The sequence below is a fragment of the Arthrobacter sp. BC5 genome, from assembly GCF_056680255.1.
Window position 1 is genome coordinate 1,337,058 of record NZ_CM155273.1, and the last position, 18,139, is coordinate 1,355,196.

Consider the following 18,139-nt stretch of genomic DNA (forward strand, 5'->3'; position numbering starts at 1 on the left):
ACGTCGCTGCCGGAACGCGCCGGCCGTCCTCCGCTGTCCGTCCGGGCAGGCCGCGGAGGACCGGCGCGTGGTCAGGAGACCTGCCCCCGAACGGTCCTACTGGTCGACGGCGGCGCCGATCGGCTCGAGGACGACGTCGGGGAAGTCCTTCCTGAAGTGCCCCACTTTCCACTTGTCGCCGAAGACCGCCACGACCTCGCCGTCGGCGCGGAACATGATCTCTCCGCCCCGGAAGGTCTGGGGGACGCCCTCGCTCCCTGGAGCCACCCGCATTGCCAGCGTGTAGGAGAGGTTGTCCAGCGACGTCGGGGCGTTGAACTCCGTGCCGAGCCGCTCGGCGGCGACTTCGAACTGCAGTGCTCCGACGGCGGCGAGCACGGGTGCCTGGTCGCCACGGAGATCCGAGCGCAGCACCTGCACCACGCCCTCGTGCTCGAGCTGCTCGATGCCCCGGCGGAACTGCTTGTACCGGCCGGGATCCTTCGCCCGTGCGACGGCGAAGAGTTCGGGTGAGAACCGCGGGATGTCGGGGAACTGGACGGGCTCTTCCGCAAAGAGGCTGTCGCCCACGCGGAGGCTGGTCGCATTGACGAGTCCGACGACGTCACCCGGCCAGGCGGTGTCCACCACCTCGCGGCTGCGGCCCAGGACGCGGTGCGCGTACTTGGTGGCGAAGGGCTTGCCGGTCCGCTGGTTCGTGATGACCATGCCGCGCTCGAACGTGCCGGAGCAGATGCGCAGGTACGCGATGTGGTCACGGTGCGCGCTGTCCTGGCCGGCCTGGACCTTGAAGACGAAACCGGACATCGGTGCGTCGATCGGCCGCGGTTCGTCCTCCTTGGAGGGGCGCGGGGTCGGCGAGGGAGCGACGTCCACGAGGATGTCGAGGAGCTGCGAGACGCCGAAGTTCTTCGCCGCGGCAGCGAACAGGACGGGTGTCTGGCGGGCAGCCTCGAACTCCTCGCGATCGAAGGATCCGTTCGAGGATTCGACGAGGCCGGACTCCTCGCGGGCGTCCAGCCAGGCGCCGGCATCGCGCGGATCGAGCGCGTCGATGTCGATCTCCGTCTCCGCGGCGGCCTGCGCGCCCGCTTCGACGGCCTCGAGTGCGATGGCGCGCTCCGCCCGCAGGTCCAGCAGGCCCTGGAAGTCGCCCGCGATCCCGGCGGGCCAGGTCAGCGGGACCGGCGTCATGCCGGTGCGCTCACCGACGTCGTCGATCAGGCCGAGGGCATCCAAGCCGGGGCGGTCCCACTTGTTGATGACCGTGATGATCGGGATGTTGCGCTGTTTGCAGACGGCCAGGAGCTTCACGGTCTGCGGTTCGAAGCCCTTGGCGGCATCGATGAGCATGACGGCGGAATCGACGGCGGCGAGGACGCGGTAGGTGTCCTCGGAGAAGTCGGCGTGGCCGGGAGTGTCCACGACGTTGAGGACGGTATCGCGGTAGGTCAGCTGCAACGCAGCGGAGCTGATGGAGATGCCGCGTTCCTGCTCGATGCCCATCCAGTCCGACACGGTGGCGTGTCGGCTCGATTTGCCGTGCGTGACACCGGCGTCCTGGATGGCACGCGCGAGGAGGGCAAGCGCCTCCGTGAGGGTCGACTTCCCGGCGTCGGGGTGGGAGATGACGGCGAAGGTGCGACGGCGTCCGGCCTCGCGGCGGATCGCGTCGGCGTCGAGGACGGGGGATTCGGTTAACAGGGCCACACATCCATTGTCCCCGATCCCGGTGAGGCACCTGCCGGGGCGGCCGGTTGTTCGCTGTCCGCGTGGGCGCCGGGTACGTGGAGCTGCCCTCGCGGTACGAGCCGGGCGCGGCGCGTCGGCGTTCTTGTGCAGTGCTCTTGAAGGGGAATTCAGGAGTAACAGAACCACCCCGGCGGTTCCCAGCCGTCGGGGACGCCGTGTCCGCTGTATTGCTCGCACTTCGTGCAGGTGTAGTTCACGCTCGGGGGAACCACTCCGCCGGTGGGAAGTGTGCGAGCAGGAATGAAATCCTCGTATGCCAGGTACTCATCGGTGCCACATGCGGTGCAGGAAGGCACGTCGACGGATATCAGTGCTGAAGCCATGAAGCTCACCTCGTTTGATTTGAGCAGACCCTGTACAAAGGGGCGTTCGGTGCGGTACTGCCCGGATCGCAATCTGCTGACCACAGTATGTACGCTCTTTTCGCCCCGACCTATAGGTAGTGGTATATGTAAAAAGCAGGTAGTGCGATGTGACAAAAGGGTTGGGCAGGACTGTTCTTGGGGGATATATATTCTCTCCGCAGCCCTTTTCTCCACCGAAATCGCTCATCCGTCTAGTGATATTCTGCGCACATTCCGAATTTGCTAGAAAGAAAAGAAACTCGTTAATGCAACGATTGGCCCGATGGCTGCACGGTGCCCGGTATGGCGAGAAGCGCAATGCCCAACAGGCGGGGGCACTGGAGTGCGCCGCGATATACAGTGCACTTAGTGTTTCCGGGCCCCGCAGGCGGGAGAGGGAGCACTGGTCCTCCGTTCGCCGAGGGCCCCGTTCTCGAGATCAGGGGATTCCATGGATCCGGCTCTGTCTGCTGTGCGTGATCAGGTGTTCCGCCGCAACCCCGGTGAGACGGAATTCCATCAGGCCGTGATCGAGGTGTTCGACTCGCTGGGCCCGGTGCTGGTGAAGCATCCCGAGTTCGTGGACGCAGCGGTGCTGGAGCGGCTCTGCGAACCCGAACGCCAGATCATCTTCCGGGTCCCGTGGATCGATGACGTGGGGACCGTGCAGATCAACCGGGGCTTCCGGGTGGAATTCAACTCCGCCCTGGGACCTTTCAAGGGTGGCCTGCGGTTCCACCCGTCGGTGTACCTGGGGATCGTGAAGTTCCTCGGCTTCGAACAGGTTTTCAAGAACTCGCTCACCGGGATGCCGATCGGCGGGGGCAAGGGAGGCTCGGACTTCGATCCCAAGGGCAGGTCCGATGCCGAGGTGATGCGGTTCTGCCAGTCCTTCATGACCGAGCTGTACCGGCACATCGGCGAATACACCGATGTGCCGGCCGGCGATATCGGTGTCGGTGGGAGGGAGATCGGCTACTTGTTCGGGCAGTACAAGCGGATCACGAACAGGTATGAGTCGGGGGTGCTGACAGGGAAGGGCATGAGCTGGGGTGGATCCCTCGTGCGTCCCGAAGCGACCGGCTACGGTGCAGTTCTGTTCGCCCGCGAGATGCTTCTGACCAGGGGCCTCGGGTTCGAGGGGCAGAGGGTCATCGTCTCGGGCTCCGGGAATGTGGCAGTTCATGCCATCGCGAAGGCACAACATTTCGGCGCGACGGTCGTGGCCTGTTCTGATTCCTCCGGGTACGTCGTGGACGAGGCCGGCATCGACGTCGACCTCCTGCGCGAGGTGAAGGAAAGCGAGCGCGGGCGGATTTCCGAGTACGCGCATCGGCGGGGGTCGGGCGCCCATTTCGTGGCGGACGGCTCGATCTGGGATGTAGGGGCGACGGTCGCGCTGCCCTGTGCCACGCAGAACGAGCTCGGCGAAGCCGCTGCCGGGTCACTCGTCCGCTCGGGAGTGCTCGCCGTTGCTGAAGGAGCGAACATGCCCTGCACCCCGGAGGCGGTGGAGGTCTTCCAGCAGGCCGGGGTCCTCTTCGGGCCGGGCAAGGCTGCGAATGCCGGCGGTGTGGCCACCTCCGCACTGGAGATGCAGCAGAACGCCAGCCGTGATTCCTGGTCCTTCGAGCACACGGAGGAGCGCCTCACGGAGATCATGGTGGGCATCCACCACCGGTGCGCGGCTACCGCTGAGGAATACGGCATGCCAGGGAACTATGTGGCCGGCGCGAATATCAGCGGTTTCGTGAAGGTGGCGGACGCCATGCTCGCACTCGGAGTCGTGTGACAGCCCCCGGCACCAGCGGATCGTCGGTCGGGGCCATGGTCGGGAAAGGAGGGGCTGATGCTGCGTACCATCGGCTTCCATGCCTCCCATGAGCAGATCCCGCCCGGGCGGCTCCTGAGGTATGTCCGGACGGCCGCGTCGGTGGGGTTCGAGGCGGTCATGTGCTCCGATCATTTCGAGCCGTGGTCCCCCGTCCAGGGACATGCCGGATTCGCCTGGGCGTGGCTCGGTGCGGCCCTTGCCAGCACCGACCTTCGGATCGGCGTGGTCACCGCCCCGGGCCAGCGGTACCACCCTGCCATTACGGCTCAGGCCTCCGCCACCCTGGCCAGCATGTTCCCGGGACGTTTCTGGATGGCCCTGGGCAGCGGCCAGAACATGAACGAACACATCACCGGCGATCCCTGGCCGGACAAGAGAGTGCGGCAACAGCGACTCGAGGAGTGCGTGCAGGTCATCCGGCGCCTGCACGCAGGGGAGGAAGTGACCCACCAGGGGTTGGTGACGGTGGACAGGGCTCGGGTATGGGACCTGCCCGAAACACCACCGCCCCTTCTGGGCCCGGTGATGTCGATCGAGACCGCGCGTCGGGCTGCAGCGTGGGCCGACGGCCTGATCACGACCAATCAACCTCCTGAGCGGCTCAAGGAACTCCTCGGCGCCTACCGGGAGGAAGGGGGCGTAGGCCCGGCGGTCCTGCAGGTTCACCTCAGCTGGGCCGCGACGGAGGACGAGGCCACGTCGATCGCCATGCACCAGTGGCGCACGAACTCGATCGGACCTCCCGCGGCGTGGGACATCGCCACCGCGCTGCAGTTCGATGAGTACGCTGAGAAGGAGCGTGTCTCGGTGGCGCAGGTAGGCGGGACGGTCAACATCTCCGCCGATACGGGGCGACACGCCCAATGGCTCCATGAGTACGCGGAACTCGGCTTCGACGAGCTGTACCTCCACCACGTCGGTCAGGACCAGCGCGCCTTCATGGAAATCTTCGGCACGGACGTCCTGCCGCAGGTCCGCGGCATCTGACGGCGACGCCGGTCCCCGGGCGTCCCGACGCCGCCGAGCGGAACCTGGCTACAGCAGGGAACTGCTCCAGCAGTGGGTTCAGGTGTATGCAGGGGTCGGTGAGGGGTTGCCGGGTGGGATCGGAGCCCCGACGCATGACGGGGGTACAGGGGTGGATGCCGGGCTGGACCTGGACGTCGGGCTGCGCGAGCGTGATCTCACGATGGCTGCGGGGAGCCAGCACGGGCGGCGGCCACGCCGTTCCGACTGCCGTCGTACTCAGGAGCGGGCCGCAGCTCCGCCCGGTACCGTCGTCCTGCTCCGCAGGCTCCATGCTGCCAGCGCCGAGGCGCCGACCATGAGCAGTGCGGCGATCCCGGCGGTCACGGTCACCCCGCTGTCGAAGGCGGAGAATGCCGAGTCCCGCAGGAGGGACGCGCTGCTCGGGCCGAGGTGCGTGGCGACCTCGACGGCGCCGCCGAGGGTCTCGGTGGAGGTGTCCGCCTGGGCGCTGCTGAGGCCTGCGGGGAGCATCAGGTTGCGCTGGTAGGACGCGAGCAGGATGCTGCCGAGCACGGCCGTGCCGAGTACGGAGCCCACCTCGTAGGCCGTCTCGGAGACGGCGGACGCCGCACCCGCCTTCGCGGCAGGCACCGTGGACAGGATCAGGTCGTTCGAGACGGTCTCGGACGCACCCACGCCGACCCCGAGGACGACGAAGGCGACCATCAGGAAATCGGCGGACCCACCCTCGCCCAGAAAGGCGATCATCCCGTAGGCGGCCGCCGAGAAGAGCAGCGACACCGAGACGACGACGTGCGGTGCCAGTCGGCGGGCGAGCGGGACGACGGCGAGGCCGGCGACGATCGTCACCAACAGGCCCGGCAGCAGGACGAGTCCGGCGTCGAGCGGGCTGTAGCCCAGAACCAGCTGCAGATGCTGCGAGACGAAGAACAGGAACCCGACGAGCGAGAAGATGGCCAGCAGGTTGACCAGGACGGCGCCGGTGAAGGCACGCACGGTGAACAGGCGGACGTCGAGCATGGGATCACGCCGCTGGAGCTGGCGCACCACGAACACCGTTCCGGACGCGAGCCCGATGAACGCGGCCGTCACCGAGACGAGCAGCGGCCCGCCCTTGGCGAGGTTCTTGATCGCGTACACCACCGGCAGCATGGTCGCGATGGACAGGACGATGCTGGCGTAATCGACCCGCCCAGGGTTCGAGTCCCTCGACTCGGGGACCACGGCAGGGGTCAGCGCGAGCATCAGCACGAGGACGGGCACCGCGAGGAGGAACACGGAGCCCCACCAGAAGTGCTCGAGGAGTGCGCCGCCGAGCAGTGGGCCGAGGGCGGCACCGGCAGAGAAGCCCGCGGCCCAGACGGCGATGGCGATCCGGCGCTGGTTCCTGTCCGTGAAGATGTTGCGGATGAGCGACAGCGTCGAGGGCATGAGCATGGCGCCGAAGACGCCGAGGCCCACACGGGACGCCACGAGGAACCCGGCGGTCGGGGCGAACGCGGCTGCGACGGAGAACAGGGCGAAGCCGGCTGCGCCGATCATGAGCAGGCGGCGCCGACCGAAGCGGTCACCGAAACTGCCCATCGCCACGAGGAGTCCGGCGAGGACCAGTGGGTAGCTGTCCACGATCCAGAGCAGCGTGGTACCGCTCGTGGCGAAGTGGCGCGAGATCTCCGGCAGCGCGAAGCTCAGCACGGTGTTGTCGACCGAGACCAGCAGCACCGGCAGCATCAGCACGGCAAGGGCGAACCATTCGCGCCGACCGGCAAGGGAGACGGGCGAGGAGGAGACGGCACGCGGGTTCACCCCGGACACACGTGCAGAGGAGGAAGGTGAAGAGGTCATGCCTCAAAGCTATACCGTCCAGCCGGTACAGTACAACAAAAGTGACCGGTATCATCAGGAGGTGTCCAGTTCCCGCGAGCGCATCCTCGACAGCTTCGAAAACGCGCTGATCCGCGACGGCGAGAGGGCCGCCACCATGGAGGCGGTCGCAGCCGCCGCCGAGGTCTCCAAGGGCGGTCTGCTGTACCACTTCCCCTCGAAGGAAGCGCTCGTGGAAGGCCTTGCGGAGCGGCTCCGCGGTCTCGCCGACAAGGACCGCGAGTCCATGACCTCGGCTCCGGACGGGGCGGCGCGCTACTACATCCGGACGTCCGTGTTCGAGGACAGCGCGCTGGACCGGGCCCTCGTCTCGATGGCCCGCCTCGCGCAGCAGGGCCACCCGATCGCGAAGGCCTCCCTCGGCGACATCCAGGACCGGTGGCTGGATGCCCTGGAACATCAGCTGGGGGACCGGACCACAGCGCGCGCCATCAAGCTGCTCGGCGACGGGCTCTACTACGACGCCGCGTTCTTCGCCGCAGCCGGCTCGGAGCGCACCAGCCGCGCGGAGATCGACGAACTGCTCGATGTCGTCGACCTGATCGTCGCCGGACGCGGACGTGCTGCCGGAGCGTCCTAGGGGTCCGTGCAGGTCCGGAAGGGAAGGAACGGGTCCGGTGTGTCCGCTGTTCACTAGAGTGGTCCGTGCAGTTCCATCCGGCAGGACCATCGAGCAGGGGACAATCACGTGATCAAGGGTTTCAGGGATTTCATCCTGCGTGGCAACGTCGTCGAACTGGCGATCGCGGTGGTGATCGGCAGCGCCTTCACGGCGCTCGTCGGGGCGTTCACGGCGAACATCATCAACCCGGTCATCGCCTCGGCGGGCGGCATCGACGCCGCAGGCCTCGGTTTCCCAATCCGTCCCGGGAACGATGCGACGTTCGTCGATATCGGTGCCGTGATCACCGCAGCGGTGACCTTCCTCATCACCGCGGCGGTCGTCTACTTCCTGTTCGTGGTGCCGATGAACCGGGCCAACGCCCGCCTGCGGGCCCTCGCCGCCCCCCAGGAGCAGCAGGAGCGGCCCGTCCCCGTGGACACCGCCCTGCTCACCGAGATGCGCGACCTCCTGAAGGAGATGGCGGCCCGGGAGGCCCGGCGGTGAGCGCCCAGGGGAACGACGACGCCGCACGGCGACGAACCCTGCGCGCCCACACCGGTGCCCGCCGGGACCTCCTCGCCGCCGGCCTGTCCGGCCACGCGGAGATCACATGGACCACGAGGTCGGCCCGCAGAAGGAATCTGCCCTACCGCCGCGTGTCCGCCAGATCCGACGTGGCCGGTCCTTCGAGCAGTCTTCCGTCCGCGGTGAAGCGCGAGCCGTGGAGCGGGCAGTCCCAGGACCGCTCGGCGTCGTTCCAGTTGAGGATGCCGCGCAGGTGCGGGCATACCGCCGAGACGCGATGCTGCACGCCGTCGACCGTGCAGACGCCGATGGGCCGCGCGCCCTCGCGGATGACGCGCCCTTCGCCTTCGCCGGGCACGGATGTGCCGGTCTTCGCGAGGCCGGACAGCCACCCGGACACCATCTCCATCCCGACGACGGCGTTCGCCTGCGCCGTCTGCAGGGCGTCCGCCGGGCTGACCTTCGTCCGGTAGAGCGTCTCCGCCCAGGGCATGTTGCCGCCGAGGATCTCGCCGGAGAGGGCCAGGGATGCCGCGACCGCATTGGTCATGCCCCACTTGTTGTAGCCGGTCGCGGCGTAGATGTGCCCGCCGCCGGCCGGGACCTTGCCCACGTAGGGGACGGCCGCGGCCGGCGCGTAGTCCTGGGCGGACCAGGCGTAGGCAGGGCGCGCCGTCGGGAAGTACTCCTGCGCCCAGCGCGTGAGGTCGTCCACCTTCGCCTGCGTGTTCGAGCTGTGGCCGGTCTTGTGCCCGTTCCCGCCCACGATCAGGTACTTCGTCCCGTCGACGACGGCGGTGCGGAGCGACCGGGTGGGAGAGTCGGCGCTGAGGTACATGTCCTCCGGTACGTCGTCCTCCACGGTCAGGGCGACACAGTACGAACGCATGGGCTGCAGGACGGCGAAGTAGCCGCCGCGGTCGAGGATGGGGATGCCCGTGGCGAGTACCACGTTCGAGGCCGTCACCGCGCCCGCGCTGGTCCTCAACTCGACGCCGTCGGCCCCGGTCTTCGCGACCCCCTCGACGCGGACGCCTTCGATCAGCGCGCCGCCGTGCCGCCGGAACTCGGAGGCCAGCCCGGCCAGGACCTCGATCGGGTGGAACTGCGCCTGGTCCTTCAGGCGCAGCGTCCTCCGCACGGGGAAGGGGAGCACCGCCGCGTTGCCGAGCTCGGTGTCCAGGCCGGCCTCGACACAGGCCTCGTGCTCCGAGGCGAGCTTGCGTGCGCCGGTGTCGGTGGTCGCGTAGTCGACGGCGTCCCGTCGCTCGTAGCCGATGCCGTGCTCGTCGCAGAAGCGCAGCAGCCAGCTCTGGCCCTCACGGTTGCCGGTCACGTAGGCGCGCGCGAGTTCGGCGTCGTGGTGTTTGAGGATGGTCGAGATGCTGGTGCCCTGGAGGAGCGAGAGCTTGGCCGTGGTGTTGCCGGTCGTCACCGCTCCGGCGGTCCGCGCCTCGAGGATCGCCACCCGGTGCCCGGCCCGAGCCAGCAGGAGAGCCGTCGTCAGGCCCGTCAGCCCGGCGCCCACCACCACGGAGTCGTACGCGGCGCCGTCCTGCAGCGTATCGGACGGGATGAGCGGGGCGGTGTCGAGCCAGAGCGATCTCATGGTGGTCCCTTCAGGAGCCGGTCGGTCATCCCACGCAACCACTAAGCCTGCTTACAGTCAAGGGCTCCGCGCCCTGTCGGAGCCGGGCGCTAGGGTTGCGCCCGACGATCGTCGCCCCCAGGAAGGCACCTGCCGTGCATGTCCAGCTCGTCCTCCCGCACCAGCTCTTCGAGGAGCACCTCGAAGCATCCCCGCACACGCATTTCGTGTTCCTGGAGGACGACCTCCTGTTCCGCAGCCTCCGTTTCCACCAGCAGAAACTCGTGCTGCACCGCGCCTCCCTGACCCTCTTCGCGCGCCGGGTCGAGGGTGCGGGCTTCTCGGTGGACTATGTGGAGACATCGGCGGAGTCCCCCAGCCAGGAACGGCTCGCGGAACTGCTCGCGGAACGCGGAGCCACGGTCGTGAGCTACTACGACGTCGTCGACGACTGGCTCGAGCGGCGGCTCAGCCGGACCCTCGCCGACGCCGGCGTGGAGGCGCGCGTCCTCGAGACCCCGCAGTTCCTCACCCCGCGGGACCTGATCGACACCTATTTCTCGTCGCACACCTGGCGCATGCAGAGCTTCTACGAATGGCAGCGCAAGCGGCTCGGCATCCTGGTGGAGCGTGACGGTTCCCCGCAGGGCGGGAAGTGGAGCTTCGACGCGGACAACCGCAGGAAGCTGCCGAAGAAGCTGCCCCTGCCGGACCTGCCCGAGTTCGAGCGGCCGCCGGACGTGGTGGACGCCATCGCCTGGGTGCAGGCCGCCTTCCCGGACAACCCGGGCAACGCCGGGTCCTTCAACTGGCCGGTCACGCACCGGCAGGCCTTCGAGGCACTGGAGGTCTTCCTGACGGAGCGCTTCGAGCTCTTCGGGCCGTACGAGGACTCGATCGCCGAGGGGAGGACCTACCTGTTCCATTCCGCCCTGAGCTCCAGCTTGAACATCGGACTCCTGAGCCCCGCCGATGTCGTGGACCTCGCCCTGGACTTCGCGGAACGCCACGGTACGCCGATCAACAGCGTGGAGGGTTTCATCCGCCAGGTGATCGGGTGGCGGGAGTACATGCGGGCGTCCTACGTGCTGCGCGGCAGGGAGATGCGGACCGGCAACACGCTGGGCCTCACCGCGGAGCTCGACCAGCGGTGGTGGACCGGGCAGACGGGCCTCGGGCCCGTGGACTCCGTGATCACCCGAGTCCTCGACACGGCCTACGCGCACCACATCGAGCGCCTCATGGTGCTCGGCAACGCGGCACTGCTGATGCGTGCGAAGCCCGATGCCGTCTACGAGTGGTTCGTGGAGATGTTCATCGACGCCTACGACTGGGTCATGGTGCCCAACGTCTACGCCATGAGCCAGTACGCGGCCGGAAGCATGATCACCACCAAGCCCTATGTGAGCGGCAGCAACTACATCAGGAAGATGAGTGACTTCAAGGACGGTCCCTGGCGCTTCAGCTGGGACGCCCTCTACTGGGAGTTCGTGGGTGACCACCGGGAGCTGTTCGCACGCAATCCGAGATCCCGCATGAGCGTGGTGCTCCTCGACCGCATGGCGGCCGGGCGCCGCGCCGAACTGCGGCACGAGGCCGCGCGATGGCTCGCAGACGGCGTGCCGGCGGTGGAAGCGCTTCGGTCCGTGCCGGGGACGCCGGTGACGGAGGCGACGCTGCCCGGCCTATAGTCTTCAATCATGGAACAACGAACCCTTGGAAGAACCGGTCGTCCCGTCTCCGTCGTCGGCCTCGGCACCTGGCAGCTCGGCTCTGACTGGGGCGAGGTGGAGGACAAGGACGCCGTCGCCGTGCTCGATGCCGCCGTCGAGGCCGGCGTGACCTTCTTCGATACGGCGGATGTGTACGGCGATGGCCGGAGCGAGGCCACCATCGGGTCCTTCCTCGCCGACAACCCGGACCTCGACATCTTCGTGGGCACCAAGATGGGCCGCCGCGTCGATCAGACCCCCGAGAACTACTCGCTGGCCAACTTCCGTCAGTGGATCGACCGCTCACGGACCAACCTCGGCGTCGACGCCCTCGACCTCGTCCAGCTGCACTGCCCGCCGACCGCCGTCTACAGCTCCGACGAGGTCTACGACGCCCTCGACACCCTGGTCGGCGACGGCGTCATCAAGAACTACGGCGTCAGCGTGGAGCGCACCGACGAGGCGCTCGCGGCGATCGCCCGGGGGAACACCGCGAGTGTCCAGATCATCCTCAACGCCTTCCGCCTCAAGCCGCTCGAGGAGGTCCTGCCGGCCGCGACAGCGGCGGGCGTGGGCATCATCGCGCGCGTGCCCCTCGCCTCCGGCTTGCTCTCGGGCAAGTACACGAAGGACACAGCGTTCGCCGAGAACGACCACCGGAACTACAACCGCAACGGTGACGCGTTCGACGTCGGCGAGACCTTCTCCGGTGTGGACTACGAGACCGGCCTGCAGGCGGCACTGGAATTCGCCGACCTCGTCCCGGAGGGCGTGACCACGGCACAGGCCGCGCTGGCCTGGATCATCGCGCAGGACGGCGTCAGCACGGTCATCCCCGGAGCGCGCAATCCGGAACAGGCGAGGGCCAACGCCGCGGCCGCCGATCACACCGGTCTCGGAGCCGAGATCAGCACCGCCGTCGGCGGCATCTACGACCGCTACTTCAGGGCCACCGTCCACCCCAAGTGGTGAGCGGCCCTACGGAACCCGCCCGCTGCGGGCGGGTTCCGGATGTCAGGGACCTCGACTAAGGTGTGCACTACCGAAGTCAGACGGAGTTAGAGGACGTCTGTCATTGTTGAATCACCGATGAAGGAATCGACATGACCGAGAACACCTCACCCATCAGCGCCGGCGAATCGCACACCATCCGGGACTGGACGGACCTCGCCGAAGAGATGTGGTCCTACCTCACCGGCCGCGGAGCCGCGATCAACTACACGCTCGAGGACATGACCGTCGAGGTCCCGCGCGATATCGGCCCGGACGCACCCCGGGCCACCTGGAAGTTCAACGGGACGCTGCGCATCACCACGAGCGACAACGCAGCCGGCGGCTCCGATCCCTTCACGGGCTGAACAGCCCCAGCGACATGGCCTCGACACTCAGGTTCGATATCGACATCGACTTCTCGCTGGGCGAACCGGCGGTCGACGGCAAGCCGGAGGCAGGACTGACCGGCACGGTGAAGGCCTCCGGCACCTCCATCGAGATCTTCGTCGATGATCCGGCGTCCTTCCGCGGGAACAACCTGCCCAGCATCGGGCAGGTCCGCTCCCTGGCGAAGGGACTGTCCGAGCGCGGACTCTCGATCACGGTCACCGGGCCCAACGGGCTCCTGGTGAGCGTCGGCGCAGTGAAGCCCTCCCTGACGCAGCGGCTGATCACCCGCTCGCCGCACATCCGGCTGGGCTCCCCGGGAACGCTCGCGCCGCTGCTCGGCATCGGTCGACGAGCACTCGAGAAGGGCGATGCGCCGTCGCTCCTCCCGCCGTCCACGCCGTTCCCGCTGGTGCCGACGGTCAACCGCCGCATCAGGCGGACCATCACGACCACGCACTACGTGCCCGGAAGCGGCCGTCCGCGGCTGATCTTCGTGCAGGATTCAGCACGCTGGAACGGCCAGGTGCCGCGCGAGTTCGAACTCTCCGGCGAACGGACCACCATCGGGAGCGGGGAGGACGCCATGCTCAGGCTCGCCGGGCTCGACGATCTCCACGCCGAGGTGGTGCACACCGAGGACGACGAGTACGTGCTGCTCCCGCGCGGCCCGATCACGGGCAGCGTCAACGGCAGGGAGCCTTCCGTGCTCCGCACGGGTGCGCGCATCCAGCTCGGCCAGTGGGCGCTCGCCTTCTTCCGGGAGGAGTACGCCGATCACGGCAGGCCCTTCGGCGGACGCAACGGGGGAGAGCTCTCCTACCAGCGCCCGCAGCGCAATCCGCGGACCGGGGCCACCGAGGTGGACGGTTCGGCAGGCATCGGCGACTTCCGGCGGCAACCGCGCTGACCCGGGTGCAGAGAGGGGATCCGCCGAGTGCAGCAGGGGGCGCGCGGTATGGCCGATAGCGTCGAACTGCTGCTGGATCCGCCGTCGGATCTCTTCCTGCTCGAGGACTGGGCTGCGCTGGAGGCCGAAGGCCTGCCCAACCAGTCACGGCACCAGTCCTCGAGCAACAGCCCCCACATCACGCTCGCGGCGGCGGCACGGATCGGCGGGCGGTACGACGGCGACCTCGCGGTAGCCGCGGCAGGCTCCCCGCAGGAGCTGACGACCGGAGGATTCCTGGTCTTCCCGAGCCGGCGGAAGTTCGTGCTCGCGCGGCAGGTCGTGACGGACACCGCACTCGCCGCCCTGCACCGCCGCATCTGGTGCGCTCTGGACGGCGTGGCGGAGGTGGTTCCGACCACGGCCCCCGGGGCATGGACGCCGCACATCACCCTCGCCCACGGCCTCACCGCGGAGCAGGTGGCGGCCGCGCTCGAGATCCTCAGGAACCGGCCGCCCGTGCGGCTCGGCGCCGGCGTCGTGCGGCGGTGGGACGCGCAGGAGAAACGGCTCATCCTGCTCGGTGGGGGCGGTTCCGCCTCGCTCGCCGGCTCAGGGGACCTCGGCGCGCAGTGACGCCGGGTGGACCAGGACACCCTGGGGTTCCCGGATCCACCACAGTCCCGTGGACCGCTTCTCCTCGCGCGTCGAGAAGCGGTAGAGGAAGATCCGCGCTCTCACGTACCTGGGTCGCACGCCGTCGAACGGGTCCTTCCGCAGCAGCTTGAGGATCAGTGGGTCCGCCTGCAGGAGCTTCACCAGGAACGGCGTGAACCAGCCGCGTTCCGAGCCGAGGGCGAGGAACCACATCATCCAGTCGAGCCGCAGGTGGTACGGCGCGAACTGGCGGGGCATCCGGGAGGGATCCCCGGGCTTGCCCTTGAACTCGTACTCCCGCCACTGCGCCCCCGGCCCGATGTCGTCGAGCGTGCCCTCCACGATCACCTCGTACCGCACCTTCGTCACGCTCCCGAACGCCCCGTAGGCATTGCCGAGGTGCCAGCGGTTGAAGCTCGCGTTCATCAGCTGATGCCGGGCGAACAGGTTCACGAGCGACGGCCAGCTCAGGTAGGCGAGGAGCAGCATGGCGAGCACCACGACGATCAGGAACCACAGGGGGGTTGGCTGGTAGGCGCCGGACAGGTCGAGGGCCGGGAACACCGCTTCGTAGAAGGAATCGGGGACGGCCGCGAACGCCAGGATGATGGTCAGCGTGTTGAGCCACGCGAAATTGCCCGAGAGTACGAGCCAGCCCTGCGTGACGATCATGATGAGTGCGGCGAATCCCGCGACCGGCTGCGGTGCGAAGAGGAGGAACGGGACCACCAGCTGCGTCACATGGTTGCCGGCAACCTCGAGGCGGTGCAGCGGCTTGGGGAGCAGATGGAAGAAGCGGCTGGCCGGGTTCGGCATGGGCTGCGTCTCGTGGTGGTAGTAGAGCGCCGTGAGGTCGCGCCAGGAGCGGTCGCCGCGCATCTTGATCATGCCCGCCCCGAACTCGAGGCGGAAGACGAGCCAGCGGATCATCAGCAGGACCAGGAAGGGCGGGGCCACCTCATGGGAACCGAGGAAGGCGACGATGAATCCGGCCTCCAGGAGGAGGCTCTCCCAGCCGAAGCCGTAGAAGGTCTGGCCGATGTTCACGATCGAGGTGTAGAGCCACCAGATTCCGAGGAACGCAGCGAGGGGTACCCACGGCGGCCCGGCCTGGGGGAGCCCGATGACCAGCAACGCCGAGATGGCCGCACCCGACCACGCGACGATCAGCAGCAGGCGGTCCGAGTAGCGGCGGTGGAAGAGCGACGGCCCGGCCCTCCTGCCCGCCCGTTCCAGGAACTCCGGGACGGGCATCAGGCCCTTCTCGCCGAGAAGCGCGGGGAACTGGGCGACCGCCGACAGGAAGGCGATGAGGTACACGGCCGCCACCCCACGCTGCACGATCTGCCGGCCCACCTCGTAGTCCTCGGCCGCCAGGACATCGGTCAACCACTCCATCCATCCAGCGTCCTGTTCGCGCAGACCGGTGGTCAAGGAGGCATCCGTGGGCCGCGGAGGTTCGCGGCGTGCTAGCGGTGCCCTGCCGGACGGGCGTCGTCGGAGCGCAGGCGCGGGATGTCGACGAGGACCTGGACGGGCACGTGGTCGCTCGCATACCTGCCATCGAGGGTCGAGGTGTTGACCGCGGCCTGGAGCACCAGCACGTCCGGGGTCGTGAGGATCCAGTCGATGCGTCGGCCGCCCTCGACCGGCGGGCCGTAGCGGGGGAAGGTCCCGTAGTCGGGCGTGAGGCGCTCCCTGGCGAGGACCCAGGCATCGCCGAGGACGCCGGAGGCCAGGAAGCTCCGGTAGGCGGAGGAGCCGGCGTCGGAATTGAAGTCGCCCATCACGATCGTGGGCAACCGGGGCCGGAAGAACCGCACGAGGTCGAGCACGGCAGCAGCCGCACGGACCCGGGCGTTGTCGGAGTCGTGGTCGAAGTGCGTGTTGACGAGCAGGATCTCGCGGTCCGCGGCGGTGTCCCGGAAGCGGCCCCACGTGACGATGCGGGCCACGCCGTTGCCCCAGCTGGAGGATCCGATCACCTTCGGTGTGTCCGAGAGCCAGAACTGGTCCCATTCGATGAGCTGCAGCCGCTCGGCGTCGTAGAAGATCGACGAGTACTCACCCCGGCTGCCGCCCTCCCGGCCCGCGCCGATCATCCGGTACGTCGGGGGCAGGGATTCCTCGATGGCCGCGAGTTGGTGGTGGAGGGCTTCCTGCACGGCGAGGATCGCCGGGACCTCCCGGCGCACCAGGTCCTGCAGGGGCGCGATCCTGTCCGGCCAGTAATCGACATCGCCGGGCTGGGAGGCCTGGCGGTCGTACCGGATGTTGAAGCTCATCGCATGGAGGGCTGTCCCGCTGGCGCGGAGGAGCGCAGGTGCTGCAGGTGGTCGTGGCATGGCGCCTTTCCGGGGTGCGGCTCGTGGGTCCTCACTGCTGCCCGGCATCATGCGGGCGCGGGGTCAGTCGAGGTGGTCCACGAGCCGCGCTGCTATCCCGGTGTAGCGGCCGGGCGTCAGCGCGAGGAGCCGCTGCTCGGCGTCGTCGCTGAGGCCGAGGCTGCCGACGAACTCGCGCATGCGGTCCGCGTCCACGCGGTGCCCGCGGGTCAGCTCCTTCAGGCGCTCGTAGGGGTCGTCGAGCCCCGGCACGCCGGCGATCGCCTCTGCCCGCATGACCATCTGCACCGCCTCGCCGAGGACCTCCCAGTTGCCGTCGAGGTCCGCCGCGAGGACGTCCTCGGCGACGTCGAGACGGGCGAGGCCCTTCGCGACGTTCGAGATCGCCAGCAGCGAGTGCCCGAGTGCCACGCCGATGTTGCGCTGGCTGGAGGAGTCCGTCAGGTCGCGCTGCCAGCGCGAGGTCACGAGGGTCGACGCGAGGACGTCGAGCAGCGCCGAGGAGATCTCCAGGTTGGCCTCCGCGTTCTCGAAGCGGATCGGATTGACCTTGTGCGGCATGGTCGAGGACCCGGTGGCGCCTGCCACCGGGATCTGTGCGAAGTAGCCGATGGAGATGTAGCTCCACACGTCGGTGCAGAAGTTGTGCAGGATCCGGTTGAAGCGTGCGACGTCCGAGTACAGCTCCGCCTGCCAGTCGTGCGACTCGATCTGCGTGGTGAGGGGGTTCCAGCCGAGGCCGAGCCCTTCCACGAAGGATCGGGCGACGTCCTGCCAGTCCGCCTGCGGGGCCGAGGCGTAGTGCGCGGCGTAGGTGCCGGTGGCGCCGTTGATCTTGCCGAGGAATTCGGTCGCGGCGATGCGGTCCAGTTGGCGCGTCAGTCGGTGCGCGACGACGGCCATCTCCTTGCCGAGCGTGGTGGGCGTGGCCGGCTGTCCGTGCGTGCGCGAGAGCATCGGGGTGTCCCTCGACGTCCGCGCCAGGTCCGTGATGGACGCCACGAGGCTACGGGCGGCGGGAAGCCAGATGTCCAGGACCGCACCCTTGATTCCCAGTGCATAGGAGAGGTTGTTGATGTCCTCCGAGGTGCAGCCGAAGTGGACGAGGGGCTTCAGGTGCCCGATGCCGATTTCCTCGAGGCGACGGCCGATGAAGTACTCCACCGCCTTGACATCGTGCACGGTGACGGCCTCGATCTCGCCGAGCTCGGCGACCGAGCCCGCATCGAAGGACGAGACGATGGCCCGCAGGGCGGTTTCCTGCTCCTGGCGCAGCGGCTCCGTCCCGGGCAGCACGGACCCCCGGGTCAGGTGGATCAGCCATTCGACCTCGACGTGGACGCGGTCGCGGTTGAGCGCAGCCTCCGAGAGGAAGTCGATGAGGGGGGCGACCGCCTCGCGGTAGCGGCCGTCGAGCGGCCCGAGGGTCAGGGACGTCCCCTCCCCTCGGGACAGTGCAGCGAATTCAACCCGGGAGAGTGCGGAGTCAGCCATGGCCCCATCCTTTCACGGAGGGGGCAGGGGGCCTCACCCTGCTGTCCACATAGCGGGCCGGACGGGCGGCTCGTGCGGGCCATCCTCCTAGCGTGGGAGGCACAGCTGGAAGACAGGGCGCGGAAGCACGGAGGCACGCAG

15 protein-coding genes are annotated in these 18,139 nt (G+C 68.4%); 9 read left to right on the forward strand and 6 right to left on the reverse strand.

The genetic code is table 11. From position 1 onward, the window contains the following. Positions 1 to 96: 96 nt before the first annotated feature. Complete coding sequence (locus tag AC1MFI_RS06090; protein ID WP_479820222.1) at positions 97 to 1,710, reverse strand: peptide chain release factor 3; 1,614 nt, start codon at positions 1,708 to 1,710, stop codon at positions 97 to 99. Positions 1,711 to 2,547: 837 nt separating this feature from the next. On the opposite strand from AC1MFI_RS06090, the gene gdhA reads away from it, so the two are divergent. Further along, positions 2,548 to 3,888 carry an NADP-specific glutamate dehydrogenase gene (gene gdhA / locus AC1MFI_RS06095; protein WP_479820223.1) on the forward strand — a complete coding sequence of 447 codons (1,341 nt, stop codon included), beginning with the start codon at positions 2,548 to 2,550 and terminating at the stop codon, positions 3,886 to 3,888. Between the two features lie 60 nt (positions 3,889 to 3,948). After that, positions 3,949 to 4,917, forward strand: a complete 969-nt coding sequence (locus AC1MFI_RS06100) for a TIGR03885 family FMN-dependent LLM class oxidoreductase (RefSeq protein WP_479820805.1) — start codon at positions 3,949 to 3,951, stop codon at positions 4,915 to 4,917. Positions 4,918 to 5,175: 258 nt separating this feature from the next. Here the strand turns inward: AC1MFI_RS06100 and AC1MFI_RS06105 are convergent, their stop codons facing one another. Next, entirely contained in the window at positions 5,176 to 6,765 is a 1,590-nt protein-coding gene (locus tag AC1MFI_RS06105; RefSeq protein WP_479820224.1) for an MFS transporter, read from the reverse strand. A gap of 61 nt (positions 6,766 to 6,826) precedes the next feature. Here AC1MFI_RS06105 and AC1MFI_RS06110 point away from each other — a divergent pair, with 61 nt between their 5' ends. Beyond that, entirely contained in the window at positions 6,827 to 7,384 is a 558-nt protein-coding gene (locus AC1MFI_RS06110; protein WP_479820225.1) for a TetR family transcriptional regulator, read from the forward strand. A 108-nt stretch (positions 7,385 to 7,492) separates the two neighbouring features. Further along, a complete protein-coding gene (mscL, locus tag AC1MFI_RS06115; protein ID WP_479820226.1) occupies positions 7,493 to 7,912 on the forward strand; it encodes a large conductance mechanosensitive channel protein MscL in 420 nt (139 codons plus the stop codon). A gap of 142 nt (positions 7,913 to 8,054) precedes the next feature. Here mscL and AC1MFI_RS06120 read toward each other — a convergent pair whose 3' ends face one another. After that, positions 8,055 to 9,542, reverse strand: coding sequence for an FAD-dependent oxidoreductase (locus AC1MFI_RS06120; protein ID WP_479820227.1), 1,488 nt, complete (start codon positions 9,540 to 9,542; stop codon positions 8,055 to 8,057). Between the two features lie 134 nt (positions 9,543 to 9,676). On the opposite strand from AC1MFI_RS06120, the gene AC1MFI_RS06125 reads away from it, so the two are divergent. From AC1MFI_RS06125 to AC1MFI_RS06145, 5 genes are all read left to right on the forward strand, one after another. After that, on the forward strand, positions 9,677 to 11,212 hold the full coding sequence (locus AC1MFI_RS06125; RefSeq protein ID WP_479820228.1) for a cryptochrome/photolyase family protein: 1,536 nt from the start codon (positions 9,677 to 9,679) through the stop codon (positions 11,210 to 11,212). A 9-nt stretch (positions 11,213 to 11,221) separates the two neighbouring features. After that, positions 11,222 to 12,205, forward strand: coding sequence for an aldo/keto reductase (locus AC1MFI_RS06130; protein ID WP_479820229.1), 984 nt, complete (start codon positions 11,222 to 11,224; stop codon positions 12,203 to 12,205). A 131-nt stretch (positions 12,206 to 12,336) separates the two neighbouring features. Continuing rightward, a complete protein-coding gene (locus AC1MFI_RS06135; protein WP_479820230.1) occupies positions 12,337 to 12,591 on the forward strand; it encodes a hypothetical protein in 255 nt (84 codons plus the stop codon). Positions 12,592 to 12,605: 14 nt separating this feature from the next. Then, positions 12,606 to 13,523, forward strand: coding sequence for an FHA domain-containing protein (locus AC1MFI_RS06140; RefSeq protein ID WP_479820231.1), 918 nt, complete (start codon positions 12,606 to 12,608; stop codon positions 13,521 to 13,523). Between the two features lie 48 nt (positions 13,524 to 13,571). After that, positions 13,572 to 14,138: a 2'-5' RNA ligase family protein gene (locus AC1MFI_RS06145; protein ID WP_479820232.1), complete on the forward strand. Its 567-nt coding sequence runs from the start codon at positions 13,572 to 13,574 to the stop codon at positions 14,136 to 14,138. On the opposite strand, the gene AC1MFI_RS06150 is transcribed toward AC1MFI_RS06145, so the two are convergent. The 3 genes from AC1MFI_RS06150 to purB all read right to left on the reverse strand — a co-directional run bounded on the left by AC1MFI_RS06150 (position 14,115) and on the right by purB (position 17,998). Beyond that, the gene (locus AC1MFI_RS06150; protein WP_479820233.1) at positions 14,115 to 15,557 is read right to left on the reverse strand and encodes a lipase maturation factor family protein; all 1,443 of its coding nucleotides are present in this window, start codon (positions 15,555 to 15,557) and stop codon (positions 14,115 to 14,117) included. The genes AC1MFI_RS06145 and AC1MFI_RS06150 overlap by 24 nt on opposite strands. A 71-nt stretch (positions 15,558 to 15,628) precedes the next feature. Beyond that, positions 15,629 to 16,504: an endonuclease/exonuclease/phosphatase family protein gene (locus AC1MFI_RS06155; RefSeq protein WP_479820234.1), complete on the reverse strand. Its 876-nt coding sequence runs from the start codon at positions 16,502 to 16,504 to the stop codon at positions 15,629 to 15,631. A gap of 63 nt (positions 16,505 to 16,567) precedes the next feature. Next, positions 16,568 to 17,998: an adenylosuccinate lyase gene (gene purB, locus AC1MFI_RS06160; protein ID WP_479820235.1), complete on the reverse strand. Its 1,431-nt coding sequence runs from the start codon at positions 17,996 to 17,998 to the stop codon at positions 16,568 to 16,570. Between the last annotated feature and the right edge of the window lie 141 nt (positions 17,999 to 18,139).